General features: G+C 61.8%; 18 protein-coding genes. 10 read left to right on the top strand and 8 right to left on the bottom strand.

Annotation, left to right across the window (positions count from 1 at the left end; genetic code table 11):
• Nucleotides 1–72 precede the first annotated feature (72 nt).
• The 4 genes from tapB to J9885_RS00325 form a co-directional block, all read right to left on the bottom strand.
• Nucleotides 73–1,779: a PilB family type IVa pilus assembly ATPase TapB gene (gene tapB / locus J9885_RS00340; protein ID WP_210547739.1), complete on the bottom strand. Its 1,707-nt coding sequence runs from the start codon at nucleotides 1,777–1,779 to the stop codon at nucleotides 73–75.
• A gap of 6 nt (nucleotides 1,780–1,785) precedes the next feature.
• On the bottom strand, nucleotides 1,786–2,166 hold the full coding sequence (locus tag J9885_RS00335; protein WP_210547738.1) for a prepilin-type N-terminal cleavage/methylation domain-containing protein: 381 nt from the start codon (nucleotides 2,164–2,166) through the stop codon (nucleotides 1,786–1,788).
• Nucleotides 2,167–2,473: 307 nt separating this feature from the next.
• Nucleotides 2,474–3,337 carry a carboxylating nicotinate-nucleotide diphosphorylase gene (gene nadC / locus J9885_RS00330; RefSeq protein WP_210547737.1) on the bottom strand — a complete coding sequence of 288 codons (864 nt, stop codon included), beginning with the start codon at nucleotides 3,335–3,337 and terminating at the stop codon, nucleotides 2,474–2,476.
• 3 nt (nucleotides 3,338–3,340) lie between these two features.
• The gene (locus J9885_RS00325; RefSeq protein ID WP_202007076.1) at nucleotides 3,341–3,811 is read right to left on the bottom strand and encodes a retropepsin-like aspartic protease; all 471 of its coding nucleotides are present in this window, start codon (nucleotides 3,809–3,811) and stop codon (nucleotides 3,341–3,343) included.
• A 129-nt stretch (nucleotides 3,812–3,940) separates the two neighbouring features.
• Between J9885_RS00325 and ampD the strand changes: the two genes are divergently transcribed.
• From ampD to lpdA, 5 genes are all read left to right on the top strand, one after another.
• The gene (gene ampD, locus J9885_RS00320; RefSeq protein WP_210547736.1) at nucleotides 3,941–4,513 is read left to right on the top strand and encodes a 1,6-anhydro-N-acetylmuramyl-L-alanine amidase AmpD; all 573 of its coding nucleotides are present in this window, start codon (nucleotides 3,941–3,943) and stop codon (nucleotides 4,511–4,513) included.
• Between the two features lie 276 nt (nucleotides 4,514–4,789).
• Complete coding sequence (gene pdhR / locus J9885_RS00315) at nucleotides 4,790–5,554, top strand: pyruvate dehydrogenase complex transcriptional repressor PdhR (protein ID WP_043762834.1); 765 nt, start codon at nucleotides 4,790–4,792, stop codon at nucleotides 5,552–5,554.
• A gap of 83 nt (nucleotides 5,555–5,637) precedes the next feature.
• Nucleotides 5,638–8,298 (top strand): pyruvate dehydrogenase (acetyl-transferring), homodimeric type, encoded by a 2,661-nt coding sequence (aceE, locus tag J9885_RS00310; protein ID WP_210547735.1) that lies wholly within the window; start codon nucleotides 5,638–5,640, stop codon nucleotides 8,296–8,298.
• Between the two features lie 111 nt (nucleotides 8,299–8,409).
• Complete coding sequence (gene aceF / locus J9885_RS00305) at nucleotides 8,410–10,302, top strand: pyruvate dehydrogenase complex dihydrolipoyllysine-residue acetyltransferase (RefSeq protein ID WP_210547734.1); 1,893 nt, start codon at nucleotides 8,410–8,412, stop codon at nucleotides 10,300–10,302.
• Between the two features lie 148 nt (nucleotides 10,303–10,450).
• On the top strand, nucleotides 10,451–11,878 hold the full coding sequence (gene lpdA, locus J9885_RS00300; RefSeq protein WP_134694780.1) for a dihydrolipoyl dehydrogenase: 1,428 nt from the start codon (nucleotides 10,451–10,453) through the stop codon (nucleotides 11,876–11,878).
• 71 nt (nucleotides 11,879–11,949) lie between these two features.
• Here lpdA and J9885_RS00295 read toward each other — a convergent pair whose 3' ends face one another.
• The 3 genes from J9885_RS00295 to J9885_RS00285 form a co-directional block, all read right to left on the bottom strand.
• The gene (locus J9885_RS00295; protein WP_246876760.1) at nucleotides 11,950–12,153 is read right to left on the bottom strand and encodes a hypothetical protein; all 204 of its coding nucleotides are present in this window, start codon (nucleotides 12,151–12,153) and stop codon (nucleotides 11,950–11,952) included.
• Between the two features lie 319 nt (nucleotides 12,154–12,472).
• Nucleotides 12,473–12,685 carry a hypothetical protein gene (locus tag J9885_RS00290; RefSeq protein WP_043762844.1) on the bottom strand — a complete coding sequence of 71 codons (213 nt, stop codon included), beginning with the start codon at nucleotides 12,683–12,685 and terminating at the stop codon, nucleotides 12,473–12,475.
• A 145-nt stretch (nucleotides 12,686–12,830) separates the two neighbouring features.
• On the bottom strand, nucleotides 12,831–14,741 hold the full coding sequence (locus tag J9885_RS00285; RefSeq protein WP_210547733.1) for a methyl-accepting chemotaxis protein: 1,911 nt from the start codon (nucleotides 14,739–14,741) through the stop codon (nucleotides 12,831–12,833).
• Nucleotides 14,742–15,016: 275 nt separating this feature from the next.
• On the opposite strand from J9885_RS00285, the gene J9885_RS00280 reads away from it, so the two are divergent.
• The 4 genes from J9885_RS00280 to J9885_RS00265 all read left to right on the top strand — a co-directional run bounded on the left by J9885_RS00280 (nucleotide 15,017) and on the right by J9885_RS00265 (nucleotide 23,670).
• Nucleotides 15,017–17,311: a patatin-like phospholipase family protein gene (locus J9885_RS00280; RefSeq protein WP_210547732.1), complete on the top strand. Its 2,295-nt coding sequence runs from the start codon at nucleotides 15,017–15,019 to the stop codon at nucleotides 17,309–17,311.
• Nucleotides 17,312–17,540: 229 nt separating this feature from the next.
• Entirely contained in the window at nucleotides 17,541–20,138 is a 2,598-nt protein-coding gene (acnB, locus tag J9885_RS00275) for a bifunctional aconitate hydratase 2/2-methylisocitrate dehydratase (RefSeq protein WP_210547731.1), read from the top strand.
• A 268-nt stretch (nucleotides 20,139–20,406) separates the two neighbouring features.
• Nucleotides 20,407–21,954 carry a cyclic diguanylate phosphodiesterase gene (locus J9885_RS00270; protein ID WP_210547730.1) on the top strand — a complete coding sequence of 516 codons (1,548 nt, stop codon included), beginning with the start codon at nucleotides 20,407–20,409 and terminating at the stop codon, nucleotides 21,952–21,954.
• 153 nt (nucleotides 21,955–22,107) lie between these two features.
• The gene (locus tag J9885_RS00265; RefSeq protein WP_210547729.1) at nucleotides 22,108–23,670 is read left to right on the top strand and encodes a cyclic diguanylate phosphodiesterase; all 1,563 of its coding nucleotides are present in this window, start codon (nucleotides 22,108–22,110) and stop codon (nucleotides 23,668–23,670) included.
• An 8-nt stretch (nucleotides 23,671–23,678) separates the two neighbouring features.
• Here J9885_RS00265 and J9885_RS00260 read toward each other — a convergent pair whose 3' ends face one another.
• The gene (locus J9885_RS00260; RefSeq protein WP_210547728.1) at nucleotides 23,679–24,590 is read right to left on the bottom strand and encodes a LysR family transcriptional regulator; all 912 of its coding nucleotides are present in this window, start codon (nucleotides 24,588–24,590) and stop codon (nucleotides 23,679–23,681) included.
• A gap of 76 nt (nucleotides 24,591–24,666) precedes the next feature.
• Between J9885_RS00260 and J9885_RS00255 the strand changes: the two genes are divergently transcribed.
• A complete protein-coding gene (locus J9885_RS00255; protein ID WP_043762862.1) occupies nucleotides 24,667–25,284 on the top strand; it encodes a LysE family transporter in 618 nt (205 codons plus the stop codon).
• Nucleotides 25,285–25,391: the final 107 nt, after the last annotated feature.

The raw sequence follows: 25,391 nt of genomic DNA, 5'->3' as shown, positions 1-25,391 counted from the left end.
TCATCTTGGCTTGGAAAACATCATCGGGGTGTTGGCAGCACTTCACCCGGTGAGATGCCTCGAACACTCTACTCAGTTGGTGGTGATACGGTTTATTTCGGCCAGGCTGGTGACCCCAAGACGGGCTTTTTCTAGGCCCGAGGTCCGCAGGGTACGCATCCCTTCCTTCTGCGCGATGGCCGCGATTTGCAGCGAGTTGGCTCCCTGCATGATGAGCTTGGCGATGTTGTCCGACATCAGCATGATCTCATAGATGCCTACCCGCCCTCTGTATCCTCCCGAACACTCCTTGCAACCCACGGGCTTGAACAGGCGCAAGCCTGCAGCGAGCTGTTGCTGGCTAAATCCGAGCTCCAGCAGCTCGGCTTCCGGCACTGTTTCGGGGGCCTTGCAGTGGTCACACAGTTTGCGGGCGAGACGCTGGGCCATTATGAGAGTCACCGAGGAGGCGATGTTGAAGGCGGGGACGCCCATGTTCATCATCCGGGTGAGTGTCTCGGCCGCCGAATTGGTGTGCAGGGTCGAGAGCACCAGGTGGCCGGTCTGGGCGGCCTTGATGGCGATCTCGGCGGTTTCCAGATCCCGTATTTCGCCTACCATGACGATGTCGGGGTCCTGACGCAGGAAGGAGCGCAGGGCGCTGGCAAAGGTGAGCCCCGCCTTGGGATTGATCTGCACCTGGTTGACGCCGGGCAGATTGATTTCCACCGGATCCTCGGCGGTGGAGATGTTGACCTCGCAGGTATTAAGGATGTTGAGGCCGGTATAGAGCGATACCGTCTTGCCCGACCCTGTGGGGCCGGTGACCAGTATCATGCCTTGTGGCTTGGAGAGGGCGTGAAGGTATTGCCCCTTCTGACGGTCGTCGAAGCCGAGCTGATCGATGTTGAGGCGCGCCGCTGACGAGTCCAGCAGCCGGATAACGATCTTCTCGCCCCACATGGTGGGCAGGGTGTTGACCCGCATGTCCATGGATCGGTTGCGCGAAATCTTGAGCTTGATCCGGCCGTCCTGAGGCAGACGCCGCTCGGCGATATCGAGGCGGGCCATCACCTTGAGGCGGGCCGCGAAGCGGTTGGCCAGATTGACCGGCGGAGTGGCGATCTCGTGGAGTATGCCGTCAATGCGGAACCGGATCCGGTACTTCTGTTCATAAGGCTCGAAATGCAGGTCCGATGCCCCGCGCTTGATGGCATCCATCATGATCTTGTGGATGTACTTGACGATAGGAGCATCATCGTCGGCAGTGTTGACGCCCTCGTCGATGCGAGAGCTCTCATCGGAAACCTCGAGCTCAGAGATCTCGGCCTCATCGATGTGGTCGATGCCAAGGGTGTCCTGCTCGCTCTCCATCAGCTTGCCGATGGCGGTGGTCAGCTTGCTCTCCTCGACCAGCAGGGCCTCGGTGTGCAGGCCGAAGCTGAAGCCGAAATCCTCCAGGGCCGACACATTGGTCGGGTCCGACATGGCGATATAGAGGGTGTGCCCCTGAGTATATATGGGCAGGACGTGATGTTTTTCAATCAGCTTTTGATTGAGGTATTTCTGCGGGATCTCGGCCAGGTCGAAGGCGGCTAAATCCAGCAGAGGTACCCCATACTCCAGCTCGCAGAAGTCGGCGAGGGCCTTGCTATCGAGGATGTCGTTTTCAATCAGGAAGGTGACAAAGGGCTTGCGCTGTGCCCTGGCCTGGCTCAGATAGCGTTGTGAGTCCGGCTCACTGAGGAGGGAAGAAGCGGCCAGGCTAGTGGCCAGGCCGCTATTGAGACTGGAGGTCATTTGATTCTATTGGCAGACCGCCCCAGAAACAGGCGCCCAAACTATTTGTCCATTTGTGATGGTTCCACCGAGTGAGCAGCTTTCTCCGTTCAAGTCACCCTTTCCGGTTGCGACGATGGATGCTGCTGCAGAGGTAAAGGTTGCTGGTGAGACTGATGCAACGAACTGAGTCGCAGTGAAGGTTGGATAATTACAGTTAGTAAATTCCTGACTTGCTGCACAGACTTCCATAGCCGTTTTCGTTGAAGCCATTGCCGAACTCAGCTCAGCACCTTTTGCTCTCTTTACATAGTCTTGATACGCCGGCAAGGCGATGGCGGCGAGGATGGCGACGATCGCAACGACGATCATCAATTCGATTAGCGTAAACCCTGACTGTCTTTTCATGTCAAATATCCTTTTGTCCATGGTTCCTGATAAGCACCGGTGGAATGCTATCCACAGCCAGTATCTTATCCGAGCGCTTCGGGTTGGCAACAGAGGCAGGGCTCTTGTCAGCCACTTTTGTGTCATTTAGTGAAACTTGTAGAAAAATCAACGGTTAAATGGTTTCTCTTGGCACTGCTCAATCTCGGGGAGGGCCCATCTTCACACTCCTTATGTCGCGGGTTCCTGCATAAAGAAAAGGCGCCGATGGCGCCTTTTGCAAGTTTCGAGTCCTGTAATATTTCCCTGGCAAGGGGGGCTGATTCGATCAATCCTCGATAAAGCGCATCGAGAGATCCAGCGCCCGCACGTGTTTGGTCAGTGCGCCCACCGAAATAAAGTCGACGCCGGTCGCGGCATATTCCGCCAGCGTATCCAGGGTGACGTTGCCGGATACCTCCAGTTTGGCACGCCCCTGATTCAGGGCCACGGCCTCGCGCATCATGGGCACGTCGAAGTTGTCCAGCATCACGATGTCTGCCCGGGCAGCGAGTGCCTGCTCCAGCTCGGGCAAGGATTCCACTTCCACCTCCACCGGTTTGCCCGGATTGAGGTGGCGGGCCTCGGTGATGGCTTCCCGGATGCCGCCACAGGCGAGGATATGGTTCTCCTTGATGAGATAGGCATCATGGAGCCCGATGCGGTGGTTCTTGCCGCCGCCGCAGGTGACCGCGTACTTCTGGGCGGTACGCAGGCCGGGCAGGGTCTTGCGGGTGTCGAGCAGGCGACAATCCGTTCCTTCCAGCTCGTCCACGTATCGGGCGGTCAGGGTGGCGACGCCAGAGAGGGTCTGCACGAAGTTCAGAGCATTGCGCTCGCCGGTCAGGAGCACACGAGCCGGGCCATGGAGGCGGAACAGTTCCTGGTTGGGGGAGAGGCGCTCGCCATCTTGCACCAGCCACTCCACCTTCACCTCGCCGCCGAGTTGGGCAAATACTTCGTCGACCCAGGGCTGCCCGCAGAACACGCCGGCCTCGCGGGTGATGACCCGCGCCGTCGAGATGCGATCCGCCGGGATCAGCTGGGCCGTGATATCGGCGCTGGCATCCGGTTGATCCAGAGCGGTGAGGGCATCGCCCAAGTCTTCGAGTAGTGCGGCGCGCACGGCGCGGCTGACGTCCTGTTGAAACATGCCTTATTCCTGCAAGGGTCTGAGCAGCAATTGCCGCTCCTTTTGAACCAGCTCCAGCCGACCGAGGGCATTCATGCCTACCAGCACCTCGTCTCCCTCCGCCGCCGGATTGATGAAGATGGCCAGATCGTACAAGGTCAAAGGGCCCATCGCCAGCGTTTCAATGGTACCGTTGCCGACCCGGATCATTCCGGCCGCCGTGTTGACCTGGCTGCTGCCGTGGGCGGTCAGCCCCAGCCGTTCCGCGACCGGCTGCGGGACGGTAATGCGGGTGGCGCCCGTGTCCAGCAGCAGTTGCACAGGCTGGCCGTTGATGGCACCCTCCAGACGATAATGGCCGCTGGCATCCGCCTTGAGCCGCAGATCGCCATCGGCGGTGACGGACGGTTGCTCGCGATCGTGAAAATAGAGGGTCAACAGGCCCAGCAGCGAGAGCCAGGCCAGCAGCCAGAGACGGCGTGCCATCGGGTGCATAGGATGTCCCACATCGCGCGAGTGAATGGCTCAGCCTAACACAGCTTTAGCCGTGAATTCAGAGACTTGTTTCCCGATAAGTGCGCCGTCATGCCAGGGCGCCCATTCCCATTGTGAGTCGAGCAGACGATGACAAATTCCACAACCCAGTTTTCCATCGATCGAGAAGGATGGTGCGATCAGGCCCGCAAGGTGCCCTCGCCCCATCACAATGCGCGGCTCAGTTCCGACGATGTTTCTCTGCTAGTGATACACGGCATCAGCCTGCCGCCGGGCGAGTTTGGCGGCCCCTGGATAGACGATCTGTTTCTCGGCCGGCTGGATCCCGACGCTCATCCCTATTTTGCCGGTATCCATCAGCTACGGGTCTCGGCCCACTGCCTGATCCGTCGGGACGGAGAGCTGGTGCAGTACGTGCCGTTCTGTGCCAGGGCCTGGCATGCGGGAGTGTCGTGCTGGGAGGGGAGGGAGGCGTGCAACGATTTCTCCATCGGCATCGAGCTGGAAGGCACCGACGAACTCCCCTACAGCGACGTGCAGTATGAGGTACTATCGGGTCTCACTCAGGCCATTTCACGCCAGTATCCTGCCATCACGGCGGAGCGGATCGTCGGTCACTGCGACATCGCGCCGGGCCGCAAGACGGATCCGGGTGGCAGTTTCGAATGGGCTCGGTATAGGGAAAAGCTACACTCTGAGTGAAAAAACTAAAAATTATTTTGTGTTTTTAGAATCAATGGCTTGCCTTATGAGGTAAGCCATTTTTCATGCTGTTGAACAAATGTTGCCGGTGAGCAAGCTCACAAATATTGGTCAGACCATTTTCTATGAGCTGCATCATGATTACGGTAATTTACCCCTAAAGTGGTGATGTTGCTTCTTGATGCAGATCATATTTCGAGTGGACTTTTTCCATGCCCTCTGCTAATTTTCGCCCCAATCATAGAATTGGTAATACCAATTTAACAAAGTAGCCTCATGCCCTATATCAAGATAACTCAGCCCAAGCTGGCCGACGCCATCGTCGCCGAGCTGGAAAGCATGATTCTGGAAGGCAGCCTGCAGCCGGGCCAGAAGTTGCCGCCCGAGCGGGAACTCGCCATCCAGTTTCAGGTATCGCGCCCTTCTCTGCGCGAAGCCATCCAGCGCCTGGAAGCGAGAGGGCTCTTGTATCGTCGTCAGGGCGGTGGCACTTACGTACAGAATGCCCTGAGCAAGGGGATCGCCGATCCCCTGTTCGAGCTGCTCAGCACTCACCCCGAAGCCCAGTACGACCTGCTGGAATTTCGCCATGCGCTGGAAGGTATCTGTGCCTACTACGCGGCACTGCGGGGCACCGAGGCTGACTTCGAACGGATTCGCCTGGCGCAATCCGCCATCGAGGAAGCCGGTCAGCAGGGGTCGCTGGTGGCCGAATCCGCCGCCGTCACCCAGTTCTATCTGGCCGTGGCCGAGGCCTCCCACAACGTGGTGCTGTTGCACCTGTTGCGGGCCATGGGCCCCATGCTCGAGCAGAACATTTTACGAAATAACGAGATTTTGAATCGCCGTCCGGGAGTGGTAGCCAAGATCCGTCGCCATCGTGCGAGCCTGATCGAGGCTATCCTGTCGGGGGCTCCGGAGCGGGCCAGAGCTGCTTGTCATGAGCACCTGGCCTTTATCGAGGACACCTTGTTGGATATGCAGAGGGAAGACAGCCGGATCCAGCGATCCATGCGTCGGATCCGTCAGCAGGAAAACTAATCCCACAAGGCTTTCTTTATTGTCGAATGCTTGCGCCCTTCGCCGTGCAATGCCGTGCAATCACAACAACATAGGAACCAGCCATGTCTGATATCCTGAAGAACGATGTGGACCCGATAGAAACGCTGGAGTGGCTTGCCTCTCTGGAATCCCTGCTGCGTGAAGAGGGTCCGCAACGCGCTCAGTTCATCCTTGAACAGCTTGCTGAGAAGGCTCGCGCAAGTGGCGTGGACGTAGCCGCCAAGGCTACTCGCGACTACATCAACACCATCCCGTCCAGCGACGAACCGGCTTACCCGGGCGACCTGGAGATGGAACGTCGCATCCGCGCCATCATCCGCTGGAACGCCATGATGATCGTGCTGCGCGCCTCCAAGAAAGACCTGGACCTGGGTGGTCACATGTCTTCCTTCGCTTCTTCCGCGACCATCTACGAAGTCTGCTACAACCACTTCTTCCGTGCTCGCAACGAGAAGGATGGTGGCGACCTGGTCTACTTCCAGGGTCACATCTCCCCGGGCATCTACGCCCGTGCCTTCGCCGAAGGTCGCCTGACCGAAGAGCAGCTGGACAACTTCCGTCAGGAAGTGGATGGCAAGGGTATCCCTTCCTACCCGCACCCGAAACTGATGCCGGAATTCTGGCAGTTCCCGACCGTTTCCATGGGTCTGGGCCCCATCGCCGCCATCTATCAGGCGCGCTTCCTGAAGTACCTGACCGACCGTGGCATCAAGGATTGCTCCGAGCAGACCGTTTACGCCTTCCTGGGTGACGGCGAGATGGACGAGCCGGAAGCCAAGGGTGCCCTGACCGTTGCCGTGCGTGAAAAGCTCGACAACCTGGTGTTCGTGGTCAACTGCAACCTGCAGCGTCTGGACGGCCCGGTTGTGGGCAACGGCAAGGTCATCAACGAGCTGGAAGGCCTGTTCTCCGGCGCCGGCTGGGACGTCACCAAGGTCATCTGGGGTCGCAAGTGGGATGAGCTGCTGAAGAAAGACACGTCCGGCAAGCTGATCCAGCTGATGAACGAGACCGTGGACGGTGACTACCAGACCATGAAGTCCCGCGACGGTGCCTACGTGCGCGAGCACTTCTTCAACCGTTACCCGGAAACCGCCGCGCTGGTCAAAGACATGACCGACGAGGAGATCTTTGCCCTGAACCGTGGTGGTCACGACCCTCGCAAACTGTTCGCCGCCTTCTCCAAGGCTGCACAGACCAAGGGCAAGCCGACCGTGATCCTGGCCAAGACCATCAAGGGCTATGGCATGGGCGAAGCGGCCGAAGGCAAGAACATCGCTCACCAGGTCAAGAAGATGGATCTGGGCTCCGTGCGTCACCTGCGCGATCGTTTCAACCTGCCGGTGACCGACGAGCAGCTGGAAAACCTGCCGTACCTGAAGATCGAAGAAGGTACCGAAGAGCACAAGTACCTGCACGCCCGTCGTGCCGCACTGAAGGGCTATGTACCGACCCGTCTGCGCGAGAGCACCACCAAGCTGGAAATCCCGGCGCTGGATGCCTTCGGTCCGCTGCTGGGCGAACAGGCGCGCGAAATCTCCACCACCATGGCGTTCGTGCGTTCCCTGAACGTGATGCTGAAAGACAAGTCCATCGGCAAGCGCATCGTGCCGATCCTGGCTGACGAAGCCCGTACCTTCGGTATGGAAGGCCTGTTCCGCCAGATCGGTATCTACAGCCCGCACGGTCAGCAGTACACCCCGCAAGACCGCGACATCGTCTCCTACTACAAGGAAGACAAGCAGGGTCAGGTTCTGCAAGACGGTATCAACGAGCTGGGCGCCATGTCCTCCTGGCTGGCTGCTGCCACCTCTTACAGCACCAACGACTGCCCGATGATCCCGTTCTACATCTACTACTCCATGTTCGGCTTCCAGCGGATCGGCGACATGGCGTGGGCAGCCGGTGACCAGCAAGCCCGTGGCTTCCTGCTGGGCGCGACCTCCGGTCGTACCACTCTTAACGGAGAGGGCTTGCAGCACGAAGATGGTCACAGCCACATCCTGGCCGGTACCATCCCGAACTGCATCTCCTACGACCCGTCCTACGCCTACGAAGTGGCGGTGATCGTACAGGACGGCCTGCGCCGCATGTACGGTGAGAACCCGGAGAACGTGTTCTACTACATCACCACCCTGAACGAGAACTACGCCATGCCGGCCATGCCGGAAGGCGCCGAGGAAGGCATCCGCAAGGGTATCTACAAGCTGGAATCCGTGGCCGGTACCAAGGCCAAGGTTCAGCTGCTGGGCTGTGGCTCCATCCTGGGTCACGTGCGCACCGCCGCCCAGATCCTGGCCAGCGAGTACGGCGTGGGTTCCGACGTGTTCAGCGTCACCTCCTTCAACGAGCTGGCTCGTGACGGTCAGGACGCGGATCGCTGGAACATGCTGCACCCGACCGCCGAGGCTCGCGTTCCCTACATCGCTCAGGTACTGGGTGCCGAAGCCACCATCGCCGCGACCGACTACATGAAGTCCTTCGCCGATCAGGTGCGTGCCTTCGTACCGACCGAGAACTACCGCGTGCTGGGTACCGACGGTTACGGTCGTTCCGACAGCCGTGCCAACCTGCGTCGTCACTTCGAAGTGAACGAGTTCTACGTGGTGGTTGCTGCCCTGACCGAACTGGCCAAGCGCGGCGAGATCGACAAGCAGGTTGTGGCCGAGGCCATCGCCAAGTACGGCATCGATGCCGACAAGGTGAACCCGCTGTACGCGTAAGAGGAACGAGTGTCGCGCCGGGTATCCGGCGCGACCTTGCAAAGGTTAACGCGAGAGACGCGTGAGCGGGGTCAGCCCGTCACGCGGATACACGCAAGAGGATAAAGCGCAATGTCCAAACAGATTATGGTGCCGGATATCGGTGCCGATGAAGTTGAAGTCACCGAGATCATGGTGGCCGTGGGTGACAAGGTCGAGCTGGACCAGTCCCTGATCGCCGTGGAAGGTGACAAGGCTTCCATGGAAGTCCCGGCTCCGGCCGCGGGTATCGTCAAAGAGATCCTGATCAAGGTGGGCGACAAGGTTGCCACCGGTTCCCAGATCATGGTCTTCGAAGCCGAGGGTGCTGCCGCACCGGCTCCGGCCCAGGCTGCTGCCCCGGTTGCTGCTGCGCCGGCCGCCGCTCCGGCCGCTGCCGCTCGCCAAGACGTCAACGTGCCGGACATCGGTGGTGACGAAGTCGAAGTGACTGAAATCATGGTTGCCGTGGGCGACATGGTTGAAGCCGACCAGTCCATCATCGCCGTGGAAGGTGACAAGGCCTCCATGGAAGTGCCGGCACCGTTCGCCGGTCGCGTGGTCGAGATCAAGGTTGCCGCTGGTGCCAAGGTCTCCACCGGTTCCCTGGTGATGGTATTCGAAGTGGCGGGCGCTGCCCCGGCCGCTGCTGCCGCTCCGGCTCCTGCGGCCGCCCCCGTGGCTGCCGCTCCGGTTGCTGCCGGTGCCAAGGACGTCAACGTACCGGACATCGGTGGTGACGAAGTGGAAGTCACCGAGATCATGGTGGCCGTGGGTGACAAGGTTGAAGCCGACCAGTCCCTGATCGCCGTGGAAGGCGACAAGGCCTCCATGGAAGTGCCTGCGCCGTTCGCCGGTGTGGTCAAGGAGATCAAGGTGAAGGCGGGTGACAAGGTCTCCACCGGTTCCCTGATCATGGTGTTCGAAGTGGCTGGTGCCGCTCCGGCTGCCGTGGCTGCTCCTGCCGCCGCCCCTGCGCCTGTTGCTGCCGCTCCGGTTGCCGCCGCCCCTGCGCCGGTTGCCCAGGCTGCTGCCGCTTCCGACTTCGTGGCCAACGATGCCTACGTCCACGCCTCCCCGGCGGTTCGCCGTCTGGCACGCGAGTTCGGCGTCAACCTGGCCAAGGTGAAAGCCTCCGGTCGCAAGGGTCGCATCGTCAAAGAAGACGTGCAGGCTTACGTGAAGGACGCGGTCAAGCGCGCCGAGTCCGCTCCGGCTGCTGGCACCGGCACTGGCAACGGCATGAGCGTCGTCGCCTGGCCGAAGGTTGATTTCAGCAAGTTCGGCCCGGTCGAAGAGCTGGAACTGACCCGTATCCAGAAGATCTCCGGTCCTGCCCTGCATCGTAACTGGGCCATGATCCCCCACGTCACCCAGTTCGACGAAGCGGATACCACGGATCTGGAAGCGTTCCGCAAAGAGCAGAACATCCTGGCCGAGAAGCAGAAGCTGGACGTGAAGATCACCCCGCTGGTGTTCATCCTGAAGGCGGCCGCCAAGGCCCTGGAAGCCCATCCGCGCTTCTGCAGCGCCCTGTCCGAAGACGGCAGCAAGCTGATCATGAAGAAGTACATCCACATCGGTGTGGCGGTGGATACCCCCAACGGTCTGGTGGTTCCGGTGGTTCGCGACGTCAACAAGAAGGGCATCCACGAGCTGTCCCGCGATCTGGCCGAGATCTCCAAGAAGGCCCGTGCCGGCAAGCTGACCGCTGCCGATATGCAGGGCGGTTGCTTCACCATTTCCAGCCTGGGTGGCATCGGTGGTACCAGCTTTACCCCGATCGTCAACGCGCCGGAAGTGGCCATCCTGGGCGTCTCCAAGTCCGAGATGAAGCCGAAGTGGAACGGTAAAGAGTTCGTGCCGCGTCTGATGCTGCCGCTGGCTCTGAGCTACGACCACCGCGTCATCGACGGCGCCGACGGTGCTCGCTTCATCACCACCCTGAGTGGTGTACTGTCCGACATTCGTCGACTGGTCCTGTAAGTGAGAGGGCGGGCCCAGAGCCCGCCCTTTTTGCTTCTCATTTCATTAACAGGATTGTAAACTTGCCCCGTTTTTTTCACGGCTGCAGCCGCCTTGTCTGGCATAAGACTGTGCTGTCCGGGGATATAAGAACGACAAAGAGGTCATGATGAGTAAAGAAATCAAAACCCAGGTCGTAGTACTGGGTGCTGGCCCTGCCGGTTATTCCGCTGCCTTCCGTGCGGCTGACTTGGGTCTGGATACCATTATCGTCGAGCGTTACTCCACCCTGGGTGGCGTCTGCCTGAACGTGGGCTGCATCCCGTCCAAGGCACTGCTGCACGTCGCCAAAGTCATTGAAGAAGCCAAGGCGCTGGCCGAGCACGGCATCGTATTCGGTGCCCCGCAGACCGACATCGACAAGGTGCGTCTGTGGAAAGAGAAGGTCATCAACCAGCTGACCGGCGGTCTGGCTGGCATGGCCAAGATGCGTAAAGTCCAGGTCGTGAACGGCTTCGGCAAGTTCACCGGCCCGAACACCCTGGAAGTGGAAGGCGCCGACGGCAAGACCACCGTTACCTTCGACAATGCCATCATCGCCGCGGGTTCCCGTCCGGTGAAGCTGCCGTTCATCCCCCATGAAGATCCGCGCGTGTGGGACTCTACCGATGCGCTGGAACTGACTACCGTACCGGGCAAGCTGCTGGTTATCGGTGGCGGCATCATCGGTCTGGAGATGGGTACCGTGTACTCCTCCCTGGGCTCCGAGATCGACGTGGTGGAATTTGCCGACCAGCTGGTACCGGCTGCCGATAAAGACATCGTCAAGATCTACACCAAGCGCGTTGCCAAGAAATTCAACATCATGCTGGAGACCAAGGTCACCGCAGTTGAAGCCCGTGAAGACGGCCTGTACGTCTCCTACGAAGGCAAGCACGCCCCGGCCGAGCCGGTGCGCTACGACAACGTGCTGGTTGCCGTAGGCCGCGTGCCGAACGGCAAGATGCTGGACGCCGAGAAGGCGGGCGTTGCCGTCAACGAGCGCGGTTTCATCGAGGTGGACAAGCAGCTGCGTACCAACGTGGCCCACATCCACGCCATCGGCGACATCGTCGGTCAGCCCATGCTGGCCCACAAGGGTGTGCACGAAGGCCACGTCGCGGCCGAAGTCATCGCTGGCAAGAAGCACTACTTCGACCCGAAAGTGATCCCGTCCATCGCCTACACCGAGCCTGAGATGGCCTGGGTGGGTCTGACCGAGAAGGAAGCCAAGCAACAGGGCCTGAACTTCGAAGTCGCCACCTTCCCGTGGGCTGCGTCCGGTCGTGCCATCGCGTCCGACTGCGCCGATGGCATGACCAAGCTGATCTTCGACAAGGAGAGCGGCCGCGTCATCGGTGGTGCCATCGTGGGTACCAACGGCGGTGAACTGCTGGGTGAAATCGGTCTGGCCATCGAGATGGGTGCCGACGCCGAAGACATCGCGCTGACCATCCACGCTCACCCGACTCTGCACGAGTCCGTGGGCCTGGCTGCCGAAGTGTTCGAAGGCTCCATCACCGACCTGCCGAACGCCAAGGCCAAGAAGAAGAAATAAGCTTCTTCCCGCCTGTGAAAAAGCCGCTCCATGGAGCGGCTTTTTGTTGTCCGTCTTTCGGGGCTTTGCCGTCAGCAGCGTCCCTTCTTCGCCTGGCCCGGCGGGCAGAACGAGCGATAGCCGCCGTGGTGATGACCATCGTAATGGTCCCGGTAGTCCCGTTCGCGATAGTACCTGTCGCGGTGGTGGTGATGGTGATCGTCGTAATGACGATAGTAGTGGTCGCCATGGTAACGGTAGTAGCCGTCGCTCACCCGGATGTGCGCGTCATCCACGCTGAAATCCGCGCCGTGGACCCGCACCGGGCCACTGGCGCAACCGCTGAGCAAGGCGCCAAGCAGTACGATCAGAATCCGCTTGTCCATAACAACCTCCTGTGTTTCCCCTGATTATGTTGCCGTTCACCATGAATACCGGGGCGGATTGATGGTGTTGCGTCACGACTTGCCGCTGGCATCGCGATGAGCCAGTCCAGCATCCTTCATGAGGGGAAGTGCGTGCCGTGTTGAGGTGGTGCTCGGCGGCGCATCACGGCGCTCGCCAGTGATGTGGTAGAGGGTCTGCTCCGCCCGGGGAACGGGCATGAAAAAGGCGCTAGCAGCGCCCTTTCTTGGCCTGCCCTGGTGGACAGAAGTGGCCCCGCTGGCCGCCATGATAATCGTCGTCGTAATAGCGGTCGTGGTGGCCGTCGTAGACCCTGATCCGGGTGTCATCCACACTGACATCGGCGCCGTGTACTCGCACCGGACCGCTACTGCAGGCCGACAGCAGTGCGCCCAGTACCATGACCATCATCAGTTTGCCCATTCTCGTTCTCCTTGGTTCTCCCCTGATTATGAAGCATTGCGGCCAGGAATCCTGAGTCGAATTGGCGGCGTTGCGTCATGGCCTGCCGTTGCCATGAAAAAGGGAGCGCGTTGGCTCCCTGGTTCATAAAACGAGGGGGAAGGGGTCACAGCCGGAAGTTGCCGACCAGCTTGTCGAGCTCGCCGGAGAGCTGTTGCAGGCTGCGGCTGGACTCGGTGAGCTGGTGGGCGATGTCGGCCGTCTCCATGGTGAGCTGGTTGATGTCCTCCACATTGCGGTTGATCTCCCCGACCACGCTGGACTGCTCCTCGGTGGCGGTGGCGACCTGGATGTTCATGTCGCTGATCTGGGTGATGTGGCCTGTGATTTGATCGAGGGCCCCGTTGGCCTCGTCGGCCTGGGTGACCACCAGCTGGCTCTGGTTGCGGCCCTGGGCCATGGCACTGACGGCGCGGGCGCTCTGCTCCTGGAGGCTGTTGATCATGACCTGGATCTCGGCGGTGGAGGCGGCGGAGCGGCTGGCGAGGTTGCGCACCTCGTCGGCCACCACGGCGAAGCCGCGGCCCTGCTCACCGGCGCGGGCGGCCTCGATGGCGGCATTAAGGGCCAGCAGGTTGGTCTGCTCGGAGATGCTGCGGATGGTGTCGAGGATGCTGCCGATGGAGTCGGTCTGGCTGGCCAGGGACTCGATGACCCCGGCGACCTGCTCGATCTCGCCGGAGAGGCCGACGATGCCGTGGCGGGCCTGGGCCACGACCTGGGCCCCCGCATCGGCCTGCTCGTTGGCCTGCTTGGCGACGTCGGCAGCCAGGGACGCATTGCCGGCAATCTCGCTGACGGTGGCCCCCATCTCGTGGATGGCGGTGGCGACCTGGACGGTGCGATCCCGCTGGGCGGTGCAGTTGTGCTGGGTGAGCTGGGCCTTGGCGGCCACCTCGTTGGCGGTGGCGGCCAGCTGACGGGAGTTGCTGGCGACCTGCTCGATGGAGCCGTGGATCTTGGTGACGAAATTGTTGAAGCCGGTGGCGACCTGAGCCAGTTCGTCACGGCCATCGACCTTGAGGCGCTGGGTCAGATCGCCGTCGCCGCTGCCAAGTTCCCGGAACAGGCGAGCCAGCTCGTTGAGCGGGCGACTGACCGAGCCGGCCAGCAGCACGCCGAGCAGCCCCATGCCGACGGCGATGGCCAGGCTGACCAGCACGATATGCAGGCGTGCCCGATCCAGCTCGGCAAAGATCTCGCTCTCCGGCACCTGGGCCACCAGATACCAGTCCAGCAGGGGGATATAGCTGCTGGCCAGGATCACCGGCTGGCCGTCGACATTGGCGTGGGTAGCGGCAAAGGGCTGCTTGGCCAGCAGGTTGGTGCTGCCGCCTTCTGCCAGCTGGGTCAGGTTGTCCCGATCGATGCGGGCCGCGTCCGGGTGCAGTTTCACCTTGCCACTGCCATCGGTCATGAAGACGAAGCCGCTCTCACCGATGCGAAAATCGGCGAGCATGCTGACCATGCTGTCGAGGGACTTGGCGAGGCCGGCGAGGCCGCGACCATCCTTCTGCTGGAAGTTGACGAACAGCTTCACCTCGCCATTGGTCTCGCGAAAGATGCTGAGCATCAGATCCTGGCCGCTCTTGGTGTAGTCGTAGAACCAGTTGTCCTGGTCGTGGTTCAGGATACGCAGGAAGCCGTCCTGGTTGTAGTAAGCCGCGCTCTGGCGATCGGCGAAGGAGGCGGTGACGAGGCCGTACTGGCTCGTCATGTCCTTGAGCTGGTTGATGAGGATGGCCTCCTGCTCCTTGGGCATGCCGCGCTCGACCCAGTCCAGCACGAAGCGATCGTTGGCCAGCTGCCTGGCGGCGTTCGCGACCGAGGTGAGGTCCTTCTCGATCTCCTTGCCGATACGCTGCGTGAGGTTGGGCAGTTCCTGCTGGAACATGCGCTGTTCGATCAGCTGCTGTGCCGAACGCTGGCTGAAATACCCCACCAGCAGGCAGGAGAGGGCGACGGCGAGGATGACGGTGGCCAGAATTTTCTGTTTCAGTGTCAGGCTTGCGAACATAAGGGTGACTCGGGATTGTGAACCGGGAAGTTGAATTCATATTAGCGGCGTAGCGGGCGCTTTCTTGAGCGGGGGCGGCGTTTATTGTCGATTAACGTTTGCGCTCACATCCGGGCGGAGATTTATTGGTGCGCATCTTTGCCGGTGGGATAGCCACCTCGCCTGCCACATCTCGCCAGCACCCCGGGTTGCGGTTACAGTGCATCCACTTATAGTAGGCAGCACTCGGCCGGTAGACTGGCCACTCGACTCGCACCGGATCAATGGACACTCATATGCGCATCTTTCATCGGGGATGGACTCACCTGTTAATGCTCCTGCTGGCAGCCCTGCCTCTGATGGCAGCGGCCCAGGAGGGTGATGCCAGACCCGCCACGCCCGCAGCCAAGGTGGAGAGGCCCAGGATTGCCCTGGTGCTGAGCGGGGGCGGCGCCAAGGGCTCGGCCCATATCGGCGTGCTCAAGGTGCTGGAGGCGAAGCGTATTCCGGTGGACATCATCGTCGGGACCAGCATGGGCTCCTACGTGGCGGGCATGTATGCCATGGGGCTCAGTGCCGAGGAGGTGGAGCGCACCACCCTGGCCATCGACTGGAACAAGGGGTATCAGGACAAGGTCGGTCGGGACGAGCTCTCCCTGCGCAAGAAGCAGCAGAGCGAGAAATACCAGCTGCGCACCGACATCGGGGTCAACGGCGACTCCACCCAGCTGCCTGACGGCTTCTTCCAGGGCCAGTCCATGGCCAGCCTGCTGCGACACGCGACCTCCAACCTGCCGGCCCAGAAGAGCTTCGACGATCTGCCCATTCCCTATCGGGCGGTGGCGACCGACATGGAGACGGTCACCCCCTTCGTGCTGGATCACGGCAGCCTCGCCAAGGCGATGCAGGCCTCCATGTCCATCCCGGGGGCGCTCAAGCCGGTGGACTGGGAGGGGCGGATCCTGTCCGACGGCGGCACGGTCAACAACATGCCGGTGGACGTGGCCAAGGCCATGGGGGCCGACGTGGTGATCGCGGTGGACATCGGGGCCAGGCTGCGCACCCGCGAGTCCCTCAAATCCGGGCTGGCCATGATAGACCAGCTCACGACCTACATGACCCAGGTTGGTACCGAGAAACAGAAGGCCCTGATGAGACCTGACGACATTCTGCTGACGCCCGAGTTCGGCAACATGGGCATCGCCGACTTCGCCCTGATGCCGGAGGGGATAAAGATAGGGGAACAGGTGGCCAACCGCGCGGCTGTCCAGCTTGATGCACTATCCCTCTCTCCCGACGCCTATGCCGATTACCGCAATGGCAAGCTTAGCCGCCGTGCCGAACGCAGCGGCCAGCCAGCCTATTACATCGACAAGGTGGAGATCATCAACAAGTCCCGCCTCTCCGACGAGACGGTGCGGGCCATGCTGAAGGTGCGCCCGGACAAGGTACAGACCTACGAGAGCCTGGAGGCGGGGATCCGCCGCCTCTACGCCCTGGAGTCGTTCGATCGCATTACCTACGAGGTGGAGGAGCGGGGCGGCGAGAACGTGCTGGTGGTGGATGCCAGCGAGAAGAACTGGGGGCCTGGCTATCTCAACTTCCAGCTCGGTTTCTCCGACGACTTCGAGAGCAGCTCCAACTACAACGTCGGCATGTCCTACACCCTCACCAACGTCAACGACTGGGGGGCGGAGTGGCTGACCGAGGCGTCGCTCGGCACGGCCAAGCACCTCAAGACCGACTTCTACACACCGCTGGAGCCTTCCCAGACCTTGTTTGGCGAGGCGAGCCTGGCCTATGACAAGACCCAGCGCCGCGTTTTCTTCCCGGAAGAGCAGACCCGATCGTCCGGGGTGAGCTATCTGGACTCCGAGTACAGCTTCACCAGCCTGGATCTCGCCGTCGGCTGGAACCGCCAGCCCTGGAGCCGGTTCTCCCTCGGACTGGAAGGCAAGGTTGGCAACGTGGAGATCCAGAACATCTCCAATACCGACGCCGACGCCTCGGCCTGGGGCCCCTATGTGCGTTTCGAGCACGACACCCTGGACAGCCGTTACTTCCCCTATCAGGGGGCCTATTGGGACATCAAGGGCGGTTATTCCAGCATCGAGCTGGATCCGTCCCAGGGTGCGTCCGAGCAGACCGAGGGGGTGAACTACCACCTGGCGATGATCAAGCCCTGGTCCTGGGGCCGGCACAGCCTCAACCTGATGCTGGAAGGCGGGGGCTCCACGTCGGAGGAGTCGGTACCGCTGTTCGTGCAGGATCTCGGCGGGCTGTTCCGCATGTCCGGTTTCCAGCACTACCAGCTGAGCGGTCGTTACAGCCTGTTCAGCGGTCTGCGTTATATCTATCGGGTGGCGGACAACGACTTCGGGGCCATCAAGGCGCCCCTGTTCCTCGGGGGCTCCCTGGAGCAGGGCGGCGTCTGGGACAAGGGGAGGGACATCAGCCTGGAGTCCTCCTACACCTCGGGATCCGTCTATCTGGGGGTGGAGAGCTTCCTCGGCCCCATCTTCCTCGGCTATGGCATGGCGGAGGGGGGACATGACATGTTCTATCTGCAATTGGGCACTACGTTCCAATAAGGGGGAAATGCTGCCTTTTTGTTAACTCACCTTGGGTGGGTGGCTTGCCACTCTAAAAAAACCTAATGGGTTTATATGGTTATGCTGGTTTGATGAATAACTGCACAGGCTTTGGATTTTAATTAGTCGTTAAAACTTATATAGTGGGGGGCACCCTACGGGTGTCCCGCAAGGACGATCGCCGCGAGCTTGGGCGAACCCCCAAAAAAAGACCAAAGAGGAATTAGTCGTGCTTGAAACATACCGTAAACACGTCGCAGAACGTGCCGCCGAAGGCGTGGTCGCCAAACCTCTGGACGCAGAGCAGGTCGCCGCCCTGGTTGAGCTGATCAAGAATCCGCCCGCCGGCGAACAGGACTTTCTGAAAGAACTGTTGTCCTCCCGCATTCCCCCGGGTGTTGATGAAGCGGCCTATGTGAAAGCCGGCTTCCTGACCGCCATCGCCAAGGGCGAGGCCCATTCCCCCATCCTGACTGCCGCCGAAGCCGTCGAGCTGCTCGGTACCATGCAGGGTGGCTACAACATCCAGCCGCTGATCGATCTGCTGGACGATGCCCAGCTGGCCCCTCTTGCTGCCAAGGGCCTCTCCCACACCCTGCTGATGTTCGACTCCTTCCACGACGTGGAAGAGAAGGCCAAGGCGGGCAATGCCCATGCCAAGCAGGTGCTGCAATCCTGGGCCGACGCCGAGTGGTTCCTCTCCCGCCCGGCCCTGGCCGAGAAGATCACCGTCACCGTCTTCAAGGTGACCGGCGAAACCAACACCGACGATCTGTCGCCGGCGCCGGACGCCTGGTCCCGCCCCGACATTCCGCTGCACGCCCTGGCGATGCTGAAGAACGCCCGTCCCGGCATCACTCCGGACAAGGACGGCGTCATCGGCCCCATCAAGACCATAGACGCGCTGAAAGAGCAGGGCTTCCCGCTGGCTTACGTCGGTGACGTGGTCGGTACCGGCTCCTCCCGCAAGTCCGCCACCAACTCCGTGCTCTGGTTCATGGGCGACGACATTCCGTTCGTGCCGAACAAGCGCGCCGGCGGCGTCTGTCTGGGCGGCAAGATCGCCCCCATCTTCTTCAACACCATGGAAGATGCCGGCGCCCTGCCCATCGAGGTAGACGTCTCTGCACTTGCGATGGGCGACGTCATCGACATCTTCCCCTATGAGGGCAAGATCACTCGCCACGGCACCGACGAGGTGCTGGCCCGGTTCGAACTGAAAACCGAGGTGCTGATCGACGAAGTGCGCGCTGGTGGCCGTATTCCGCTGATCATCGGCCGTGGCCTGACCGACAAGGCCCGCGAAGCGCTGGGTCTGCCGTTCTCCACCGTGTTCCGTCGTCCGCAGCCTGTCGCCGACACCGGCAAGGGCTTCACCCTGGCCCAGAAGATGGTGGGCAAGGCGTGCGGCGTGAAGGGCATCCGCCCGGGCACCTATTGCGAACCCAAGATGACCACGGTCGGCTCCCAGGACACCACGGGCCCGATGACCCGCGACGAACTGAAAGATCTGGCCTGCCTCGGCTTCTCCGCCGATCTGACCATGCAGTCCTTCTGCCACACCGCGGCCTATCCCAAGCCCATCGACGTGCAGACCCACCACACCCTGCCGGACTTCATCATGAACCGCGGCGGTGTCTCCCTGCGCCCGGGTGACGGCGTCATCCACTCCTGGCTGAACCGCATGCTGCTGCCGGATACCGTGGGTACCGGTGGTGACTCCCACACCCGTTTCCCCATCGGCATCTCCTTCCCGGCGGGCTCTGGCCTGGTGGCCTTCGCCGCCGCCACCGGCGTCATGCCGCTGGACATGCCGGAATCCGTGCTGGTGCGCTTCAAGGGCGAGCTGCAGCCGGGCATCACCTTGCGTGACCTGGTCCACGCCATCCCCTACGCCGCCATCCAGAAAGGGCTGCTGACCGTCGAGAAAGCGGGCAAGAAGAACATCTTCTCCGGCCGCATCCTCGAGATCGAAGGTCTGCCGACCCTGAAGGTGGAGCAGGCGTTCGAGCTGGCCGACGCCAGCGCCGAGCGTTCCGCCGCCGGTTGCACCATCAAGCTGGATAAAGAGCCGATCATCGAGTATCTGAAGTCCAACATCGTCATGCTGAAGTGGATGCTCTCCGAAGGCTACGGCGACGTGCGCACCATCACCCGCCGCATCAAGGGGATGGAAGAGTGGCTGGCGAACCCGGTGCTGATGGAAGCGGACAAGGATGCCGAGTACGCCGAAATCATCGAGATCGATCTGGCCACCATCAAGGAGCCGATCCTGTGCGCGCCGAACGATCCGGACGACGCCCGTCTGCTGAGCACGGTAGCCGGCGATCAGATCGACGAGGTGTTCATCGGTTCCTGCATGACCAACATCGGCCACTTCCGTGCCGCTGGCAAACTGCTCGAGAAGTACCAGGGCGAGCTGCCGACCCGCATGTGGATCGCGCCGCCGACCAAGATGGACAAGGATCAGCTGACCGAAGAGGGCTACTACGGCATCTTCGGCCGGGTCGGTGCCCGCATCGAGATCCCGGGCTGCTCCCTGTGCATGGGTAACCAGGCGCGCGTGGCAGAAGGGGCCTCCGTGGTCTCCACCTCCACTCGCAACTTCCCGAACCGTCTGGGCAAGGGTGCCAACGTCTATCTGGCTTCTGCCGAACTGGCTGCGGTTGCTGCCATCCTCGGCAAGATCCCGACCGTGGCCGAGTACCTGCAGTATGCCAAGTCGCTGGATGCCACTGCCGCCGATACCTATCGCTACCTCAACTTCAACGAGATCGCCTCCTACACCAAGAAGGCTGATGCGGTGATCCTGCAACAGGCGGTATAACCGGATCCCACCTGAGGCCGTTCAGGAAACAAACCCTAATGCCGCGTCCCGACGCGGCATTATTCGTTTCTATACGGGTCTCTTGCTGTGGAGGGATGGCATAAGTGTGATCTGGCCACAGTATGTTTGATTCGTTTTATAAGCGTGTTGCGTTATGTTATTCGGTTATGAATGGTCGCGATGAGTCATCGTTGCCGGTGTAACCCGACTCCGGGTCTGGTGCAGCGCCTGCCTGGGCGGGCCTGGCTGCTTGTGGCGTGGTTTTTTTATGTTTCTTTTCCGGTTGGATCTTTCCCGTACCAGGTTGCGCATCGGCAGCACGCTGCTGGCGTTCTTGCTCCCTCTGCTGGTCGGTGGCTGGATCGTTCACAGCAACTATCTCTATGATCTTAAAGCCGATTCTAGAGCTTCTGCGCACAAGGCGATGACCTTGATGGAAGAGGTGCTGGATCGTGCGGAACAGGTCAACCGGGAAATGCTGCCGTTTGTGGCGGCCCCCTGTGAACGCAATTTGCTGCTCTTGCGCAAGAACGTGGCGTTGGAGCCCTTCCTGCGCTCGGTCAACCTGGTCAGTGACGGGGTGATCCGTTGTACCTCGTTGTTCGGGGCAGTCAGGGAGGCCGACGATGGCTCCCGCTATCTCGACCGCAAGTTGCTGCTGATGCGCGGCAACAAGGTTAGGCAGAACCACCCCCTGCTGGTGGTGCGTACCGAGCAGGGCAGGGATGCCGTCCTCAGCGCCGTCGACAGCTCCCTGCTCGGTTTCATGCTCTCCCTGGGAGACAAGCCCGACGTCCTGCTGCTGCAGGTGGGATCGGCCAGCATCGATGAGGCTGGCCGCTACCTGGACCATGTTCCCAGGCTGGAGCGCAGTACCAGCCTCGAGATCTCTTCCAAACGCTATCCCTTCACCATCTACGCCGGCTACAGCATGCCGCACTACTGGCAGTCACTCTGGGAAGAGCGTCGGTTGGCATTGTTGTCACTGGCGGTGACCTCCTCGCTGCTCGCCTGGCTGGTGTGGTGGGTGCTGGGGCGTCCGGGCTCCCCCAATGACGAGCTGAAACGGGCCCTGCGCGCCAGGGAGTTCGTTCCCTACCTGCAACCGCTGGTCGCCAGCGATGACGGCAGCATGGTGGGAGGAGAGGTGCTGATGCGCTGGCACCATGCCACCGAGGGGGTGATCCGCCCCGATCTCTTCATTCCCCAGGCGGAGGAGTCCGGCCTTATCGTGCCCATGACCAGCCAGATGATGAGAAGCGTGGCGAACCAGCTGGGGCGGGTGCAGGCGGAGCTGCCGGATGGCTTTCACATCAGCTTCAACATCAGTGCGGCCCACTGCCACGACTTCTCCCTGCTCAGCGAGTGCCGCACCTTTCTCGATCACTTTGCACCCGGCAAGGTGGTGATGGTGCTCGAGCTGACCGAGCGGGAGTTGCTGGTGGCGGATCACCAGACGATCTCCCTGTTCCAGCAGCTGGATCAGATGGGGGTCAGGCTGGCCATCGACGACTTTGGCACAGGCCACTCCAGCCTGCGCTACCTGCAGCAGTTCCATGTGGATTATCTCAAGATAGATCAGTCATTTATCCGCAGGATCGGCACCGAATCCCTCTCCCGGCACATCGTCGACAACGTGATCGATCTGGCGAGCCGCCTTGGCCTCGCCCTGGTGGCGGAGGGGGTCGAGACCCGGGAACAGGCCGACTATCTGCGCGGCAAGGGGGTCGACTATCTGCAGGGCTATCTCTATGGCAAGCCGGTGCCGCTGCCCCGGTTTTGCGAGGGACTGTCGCCCAGGCGCTCCGTGGCATAGTCCGGTGTCCCGCCTGATAACCAAGGTGAAGCCCCTTATCCCAAGCCCGGGTTGACGGATGGCCTGTCCCCCGGGTTGACGGTTTTTTATCCGGTTAGGGTTGGGTTCAGCGTCGGTCGCTAGACTGACCGTCCCATTTTTAGCGGATCCCCCATGCCTTATTCACTGCGGCTCGATACGGCTCATCCCTGGCTGCGTCTGCTCCTCGCCCTGCTGGTGTTCTCCGTGCCCATGCTGCTCGGCACCTGGGGGCTCCACAGCCATTACCTGCGCAATCTGCAGCTGGAGTCGGAGGGGGCCGCGACCCATACCGTGACCCTGCTGGAGACCATGCTCGGCCACGCCGACGAGGCCAATCGCAGGGCATTGCCCCTGCTGGATCAGTCGTGTGCCCCCGTGCTGCCGGCCTTGCGACAGCAGGTGGCCGAGGTGCCCTTCGTGCGTTCGGTGAATCTGGCCCGCCATGGCAGCATCTATTGCACCTCCTTCTTCGGCCCATACCGGATGGCCTATTCGGTGGAACACTTCGTCAAGGGGATGCTGCAACTCGGTAACGTCAGCCCCATACGACAGGATCACCCCTTCCTGGTGGTGCGTGCCGCCAAGGGGCGCCGTGCCGCCCTCAGCGTCATCGACGGGGACTATCTCAGCTTCATGTTGAATCTCAAGGATCCCTCCCTCGAGATCAGGCTCAAGGTCGGTGAACGCTGGCTGGACCAGCGGGGCCATCTATTCATGCGGTCCCCCGAGGCGCTTCCCCATGGCGGCGTCATGATGAGTTCGACGGTCTACCCCTTCTCCATCTATGTGGGGTATAGAAGCCCCTCGAACTGGCAGGGTCTGCTGCAGACGCACCGCTTCGGGTTGTTGCTGCTGGCCGGGGTCAGCGCCGGTTTCGCCCTGCTCATCTGGTGGCTGCTGGGGCGGCCCCGCTCGCCGGCGAACGAGCTGGCACGGGCCCTGCGGGGGAGGGAGTTCGTTCCCTATCTGCAACCCCTGGTGGAGAGTGGCAGCGGACGCATCGTGGGGGCCGAGGTGCTGATGCGCTGGCAGCACCCTGACATGGGGTTGGTGCGACCGGACCTGTTCATCCCCCAGGCAGAGGCCTGCGGCCTGATCGTTCCCATGACCACTCTCCTCATGGAGGAGGTGGGCCGGCAGCTGGCAGACGAGCAGGCTGCACTGCCCCGCGGGTGTCACATCAGCTTCAACATCAGTGCCGCCCATTGCCGCGACGATATCCTGATCGGGGAGTGCCGACGCTTCCTCGATCGCTTCGAGCCCGGCCGCATCATCCTGGTGCTGGAGCTGACCGAGCGGGAATTGCTGGCGGCGGATCCCCACACCCTGGCGCTGTTCAAGGCGCTGGACGAGATGGGGGTGCAACTGGCCCTGGACGACTTCGGCACGGGCCACTCCAGCCTGGTCTATCTGCAGCAATTCCACGTGGACTACCTCAAGATCGACCAGTCCTTCATTCGCCGCATCGGCACCGAGTCCCTCTCGGAGCACATCGTCGACAACGTCATCGATCTCGGCAGGCGGCTGGGGCTCTCCCTGGTGGCGGAAGGGGTCGAGACGGAGCAGCAGGCCGCCTACCTCAGGGCCAAGGGTGTCCACTATCAGCAGGGATACCTGTTTGCCCACCCCATGCCCCTGCGGGAGTTCTGCCGCGTGCTGACCCTCGGGGAGGCACCTGCCGGCAGCGCCGCCTAGGGCAGGGCTCAGGGCTCCAGGCCGTGCAGCCAGTTCACCAGGGTCTCGTGGGGGCTGCCGGGCTCGGGCCGGGTGGGAGCGAGCAGGTGATAGCCGGTGCCGTCCGCAATGAAGCCGAGCGGCGCCACCAGCAGGCCGGCTTCTATGTCGTCGCACACCTGGCGATAGGGGCCGATGGCGACGCCAAGGCCGGCCACCGCCGCCTGCAGGCTGAAGTAGAAGTGCTCGAACGTCTGCCCCGGCCCCTCGTCTGCCTGCATGGGGGCGGCTCTGCGCAGCCACTCCTGCCAGGCGCCGGGACGGGTCCGGGTGTGCAGGCGCGGGGCCGTCGCCCGCAGGGCCCACTGATCCCCCTTGCGCTCGAAGAACTGTGCCACCTTGTCCGGCTGGCAGACAGGCCCGGTTCGCTCCTCGAACAGGGGCTGGCTGTGGAGATCTTCGGGCCAGTGGAAGTCGTTGCGCCGGATGGCGAGATCAATGCCGCTGTCAAAGCTGAGGGCGCCACCGCCCGCCATCAGATGCACCTCCAGCTCCGGGTGTGCAGCCTGAAATGCAGGCCAGCGCGGGATCAGCCAGCGCATCAGCAGGGTGGGCTCGCAGGAGAGTACCAGCGATTGGGGGCGGCTCTGCTGGCGCAGGGCCTGCGCCGTCTGCCGGATCTGGCCCAGCCCCTCCCTGACCGCCTCATGGAGCCGGCTGCCCGCCTCGGTCAGGAAGACCCGGCGCTGGCGTCGCTCGAACAGCTGCACGCCGAGATCCTCCTCCAGCAGGCGCACCGCCCGGCTGATGGCGCCGTGGGTGAGGTGCAGCTCGTCGGCGGCGCGACCAAAGTGTTCGGTGCGGGCGGCCACCTCGAAGCAGCGCAGGGCGGTCAGGGAGGGAAGCGACAGACTTTTCTGTGAATTATTCTCACCGTTCATGTCAGAAGTTATCGTTCGTTATTGGTTTTATTGCCAAATAAAATAGCCGATACCCCATCTTATCAGGACTATTTTCATGACCGAACTGCTCGCCGTCGTCGCCATTACCCTCCTGGCCGTCATCAGCCCCGGACCCGATTTTGCCATGGTGTCGCGCAACAGCCTGCTGCTCTCGCGCCGCACCGGCGTGCTGACCGCGCTGGGGATCGCGGGCGGGGTCTGCGTCCACGTGACCTACACCCTGCTCGGGGTGGGCCTGCTGATCCAGCAGTCGCTCTGGCTGTTCAACTTCATCAAGCTGGCGGGGGCGGCCTACCTCCTCTTCCTCGGCATCAGGATGCTGCGCGCCAAGCCGGCGAGCGATGAGCGGGATGTCGACCAGCCGACCCTCTCCAGCCTGGGGGCGCTGCGCACCGGTTTCCTGACCAATGTGCTCAACCCCAAGACCACCATCTTCATCGTCAGCCTCTTCATGCAGGTGGTGCAGCCCCAGACGCCGCTGGCGGTCCAGCTCGGCTACGGCGCCTTCATCGTGCTGGCCCATGGCCTCTGGTTTGGCGCGGTGGCGCTCTTCTTCTCCACCGACTCGGTTCGGGCCCGACTCCTGGCGGTGCGCCACTGGATTGACCGGGTGTTTGGCGCCCTGCTGGTGGGATTCGGCCTACTGCTGGCGCTGACCCAGTCCTCGCGCTGAGGAGGCAGCATCGGGGCGCCGCTATCCACCCGCGAAGTGCAGGGGCTTGTTTTTCATGCCTTGCCAGCCACTTTTCGGTAGAATCGTCGCTCATTTTGACGTCAGAT

Source organism: Aeromonas sp. SrichE-2G (assembly GCF_017939565.1).
Lineage (GTDB): Bacteria > Pseudomonadota > Gammaproteobacteria > Enterobacterales > Aeromonadaceae > Aeromonas > Aeromonas taiwanensis.
Note: the sequence above shows the minus strand (reverse complement) of the source record. Positions and strands in the feature narration are given on the sequence as shown.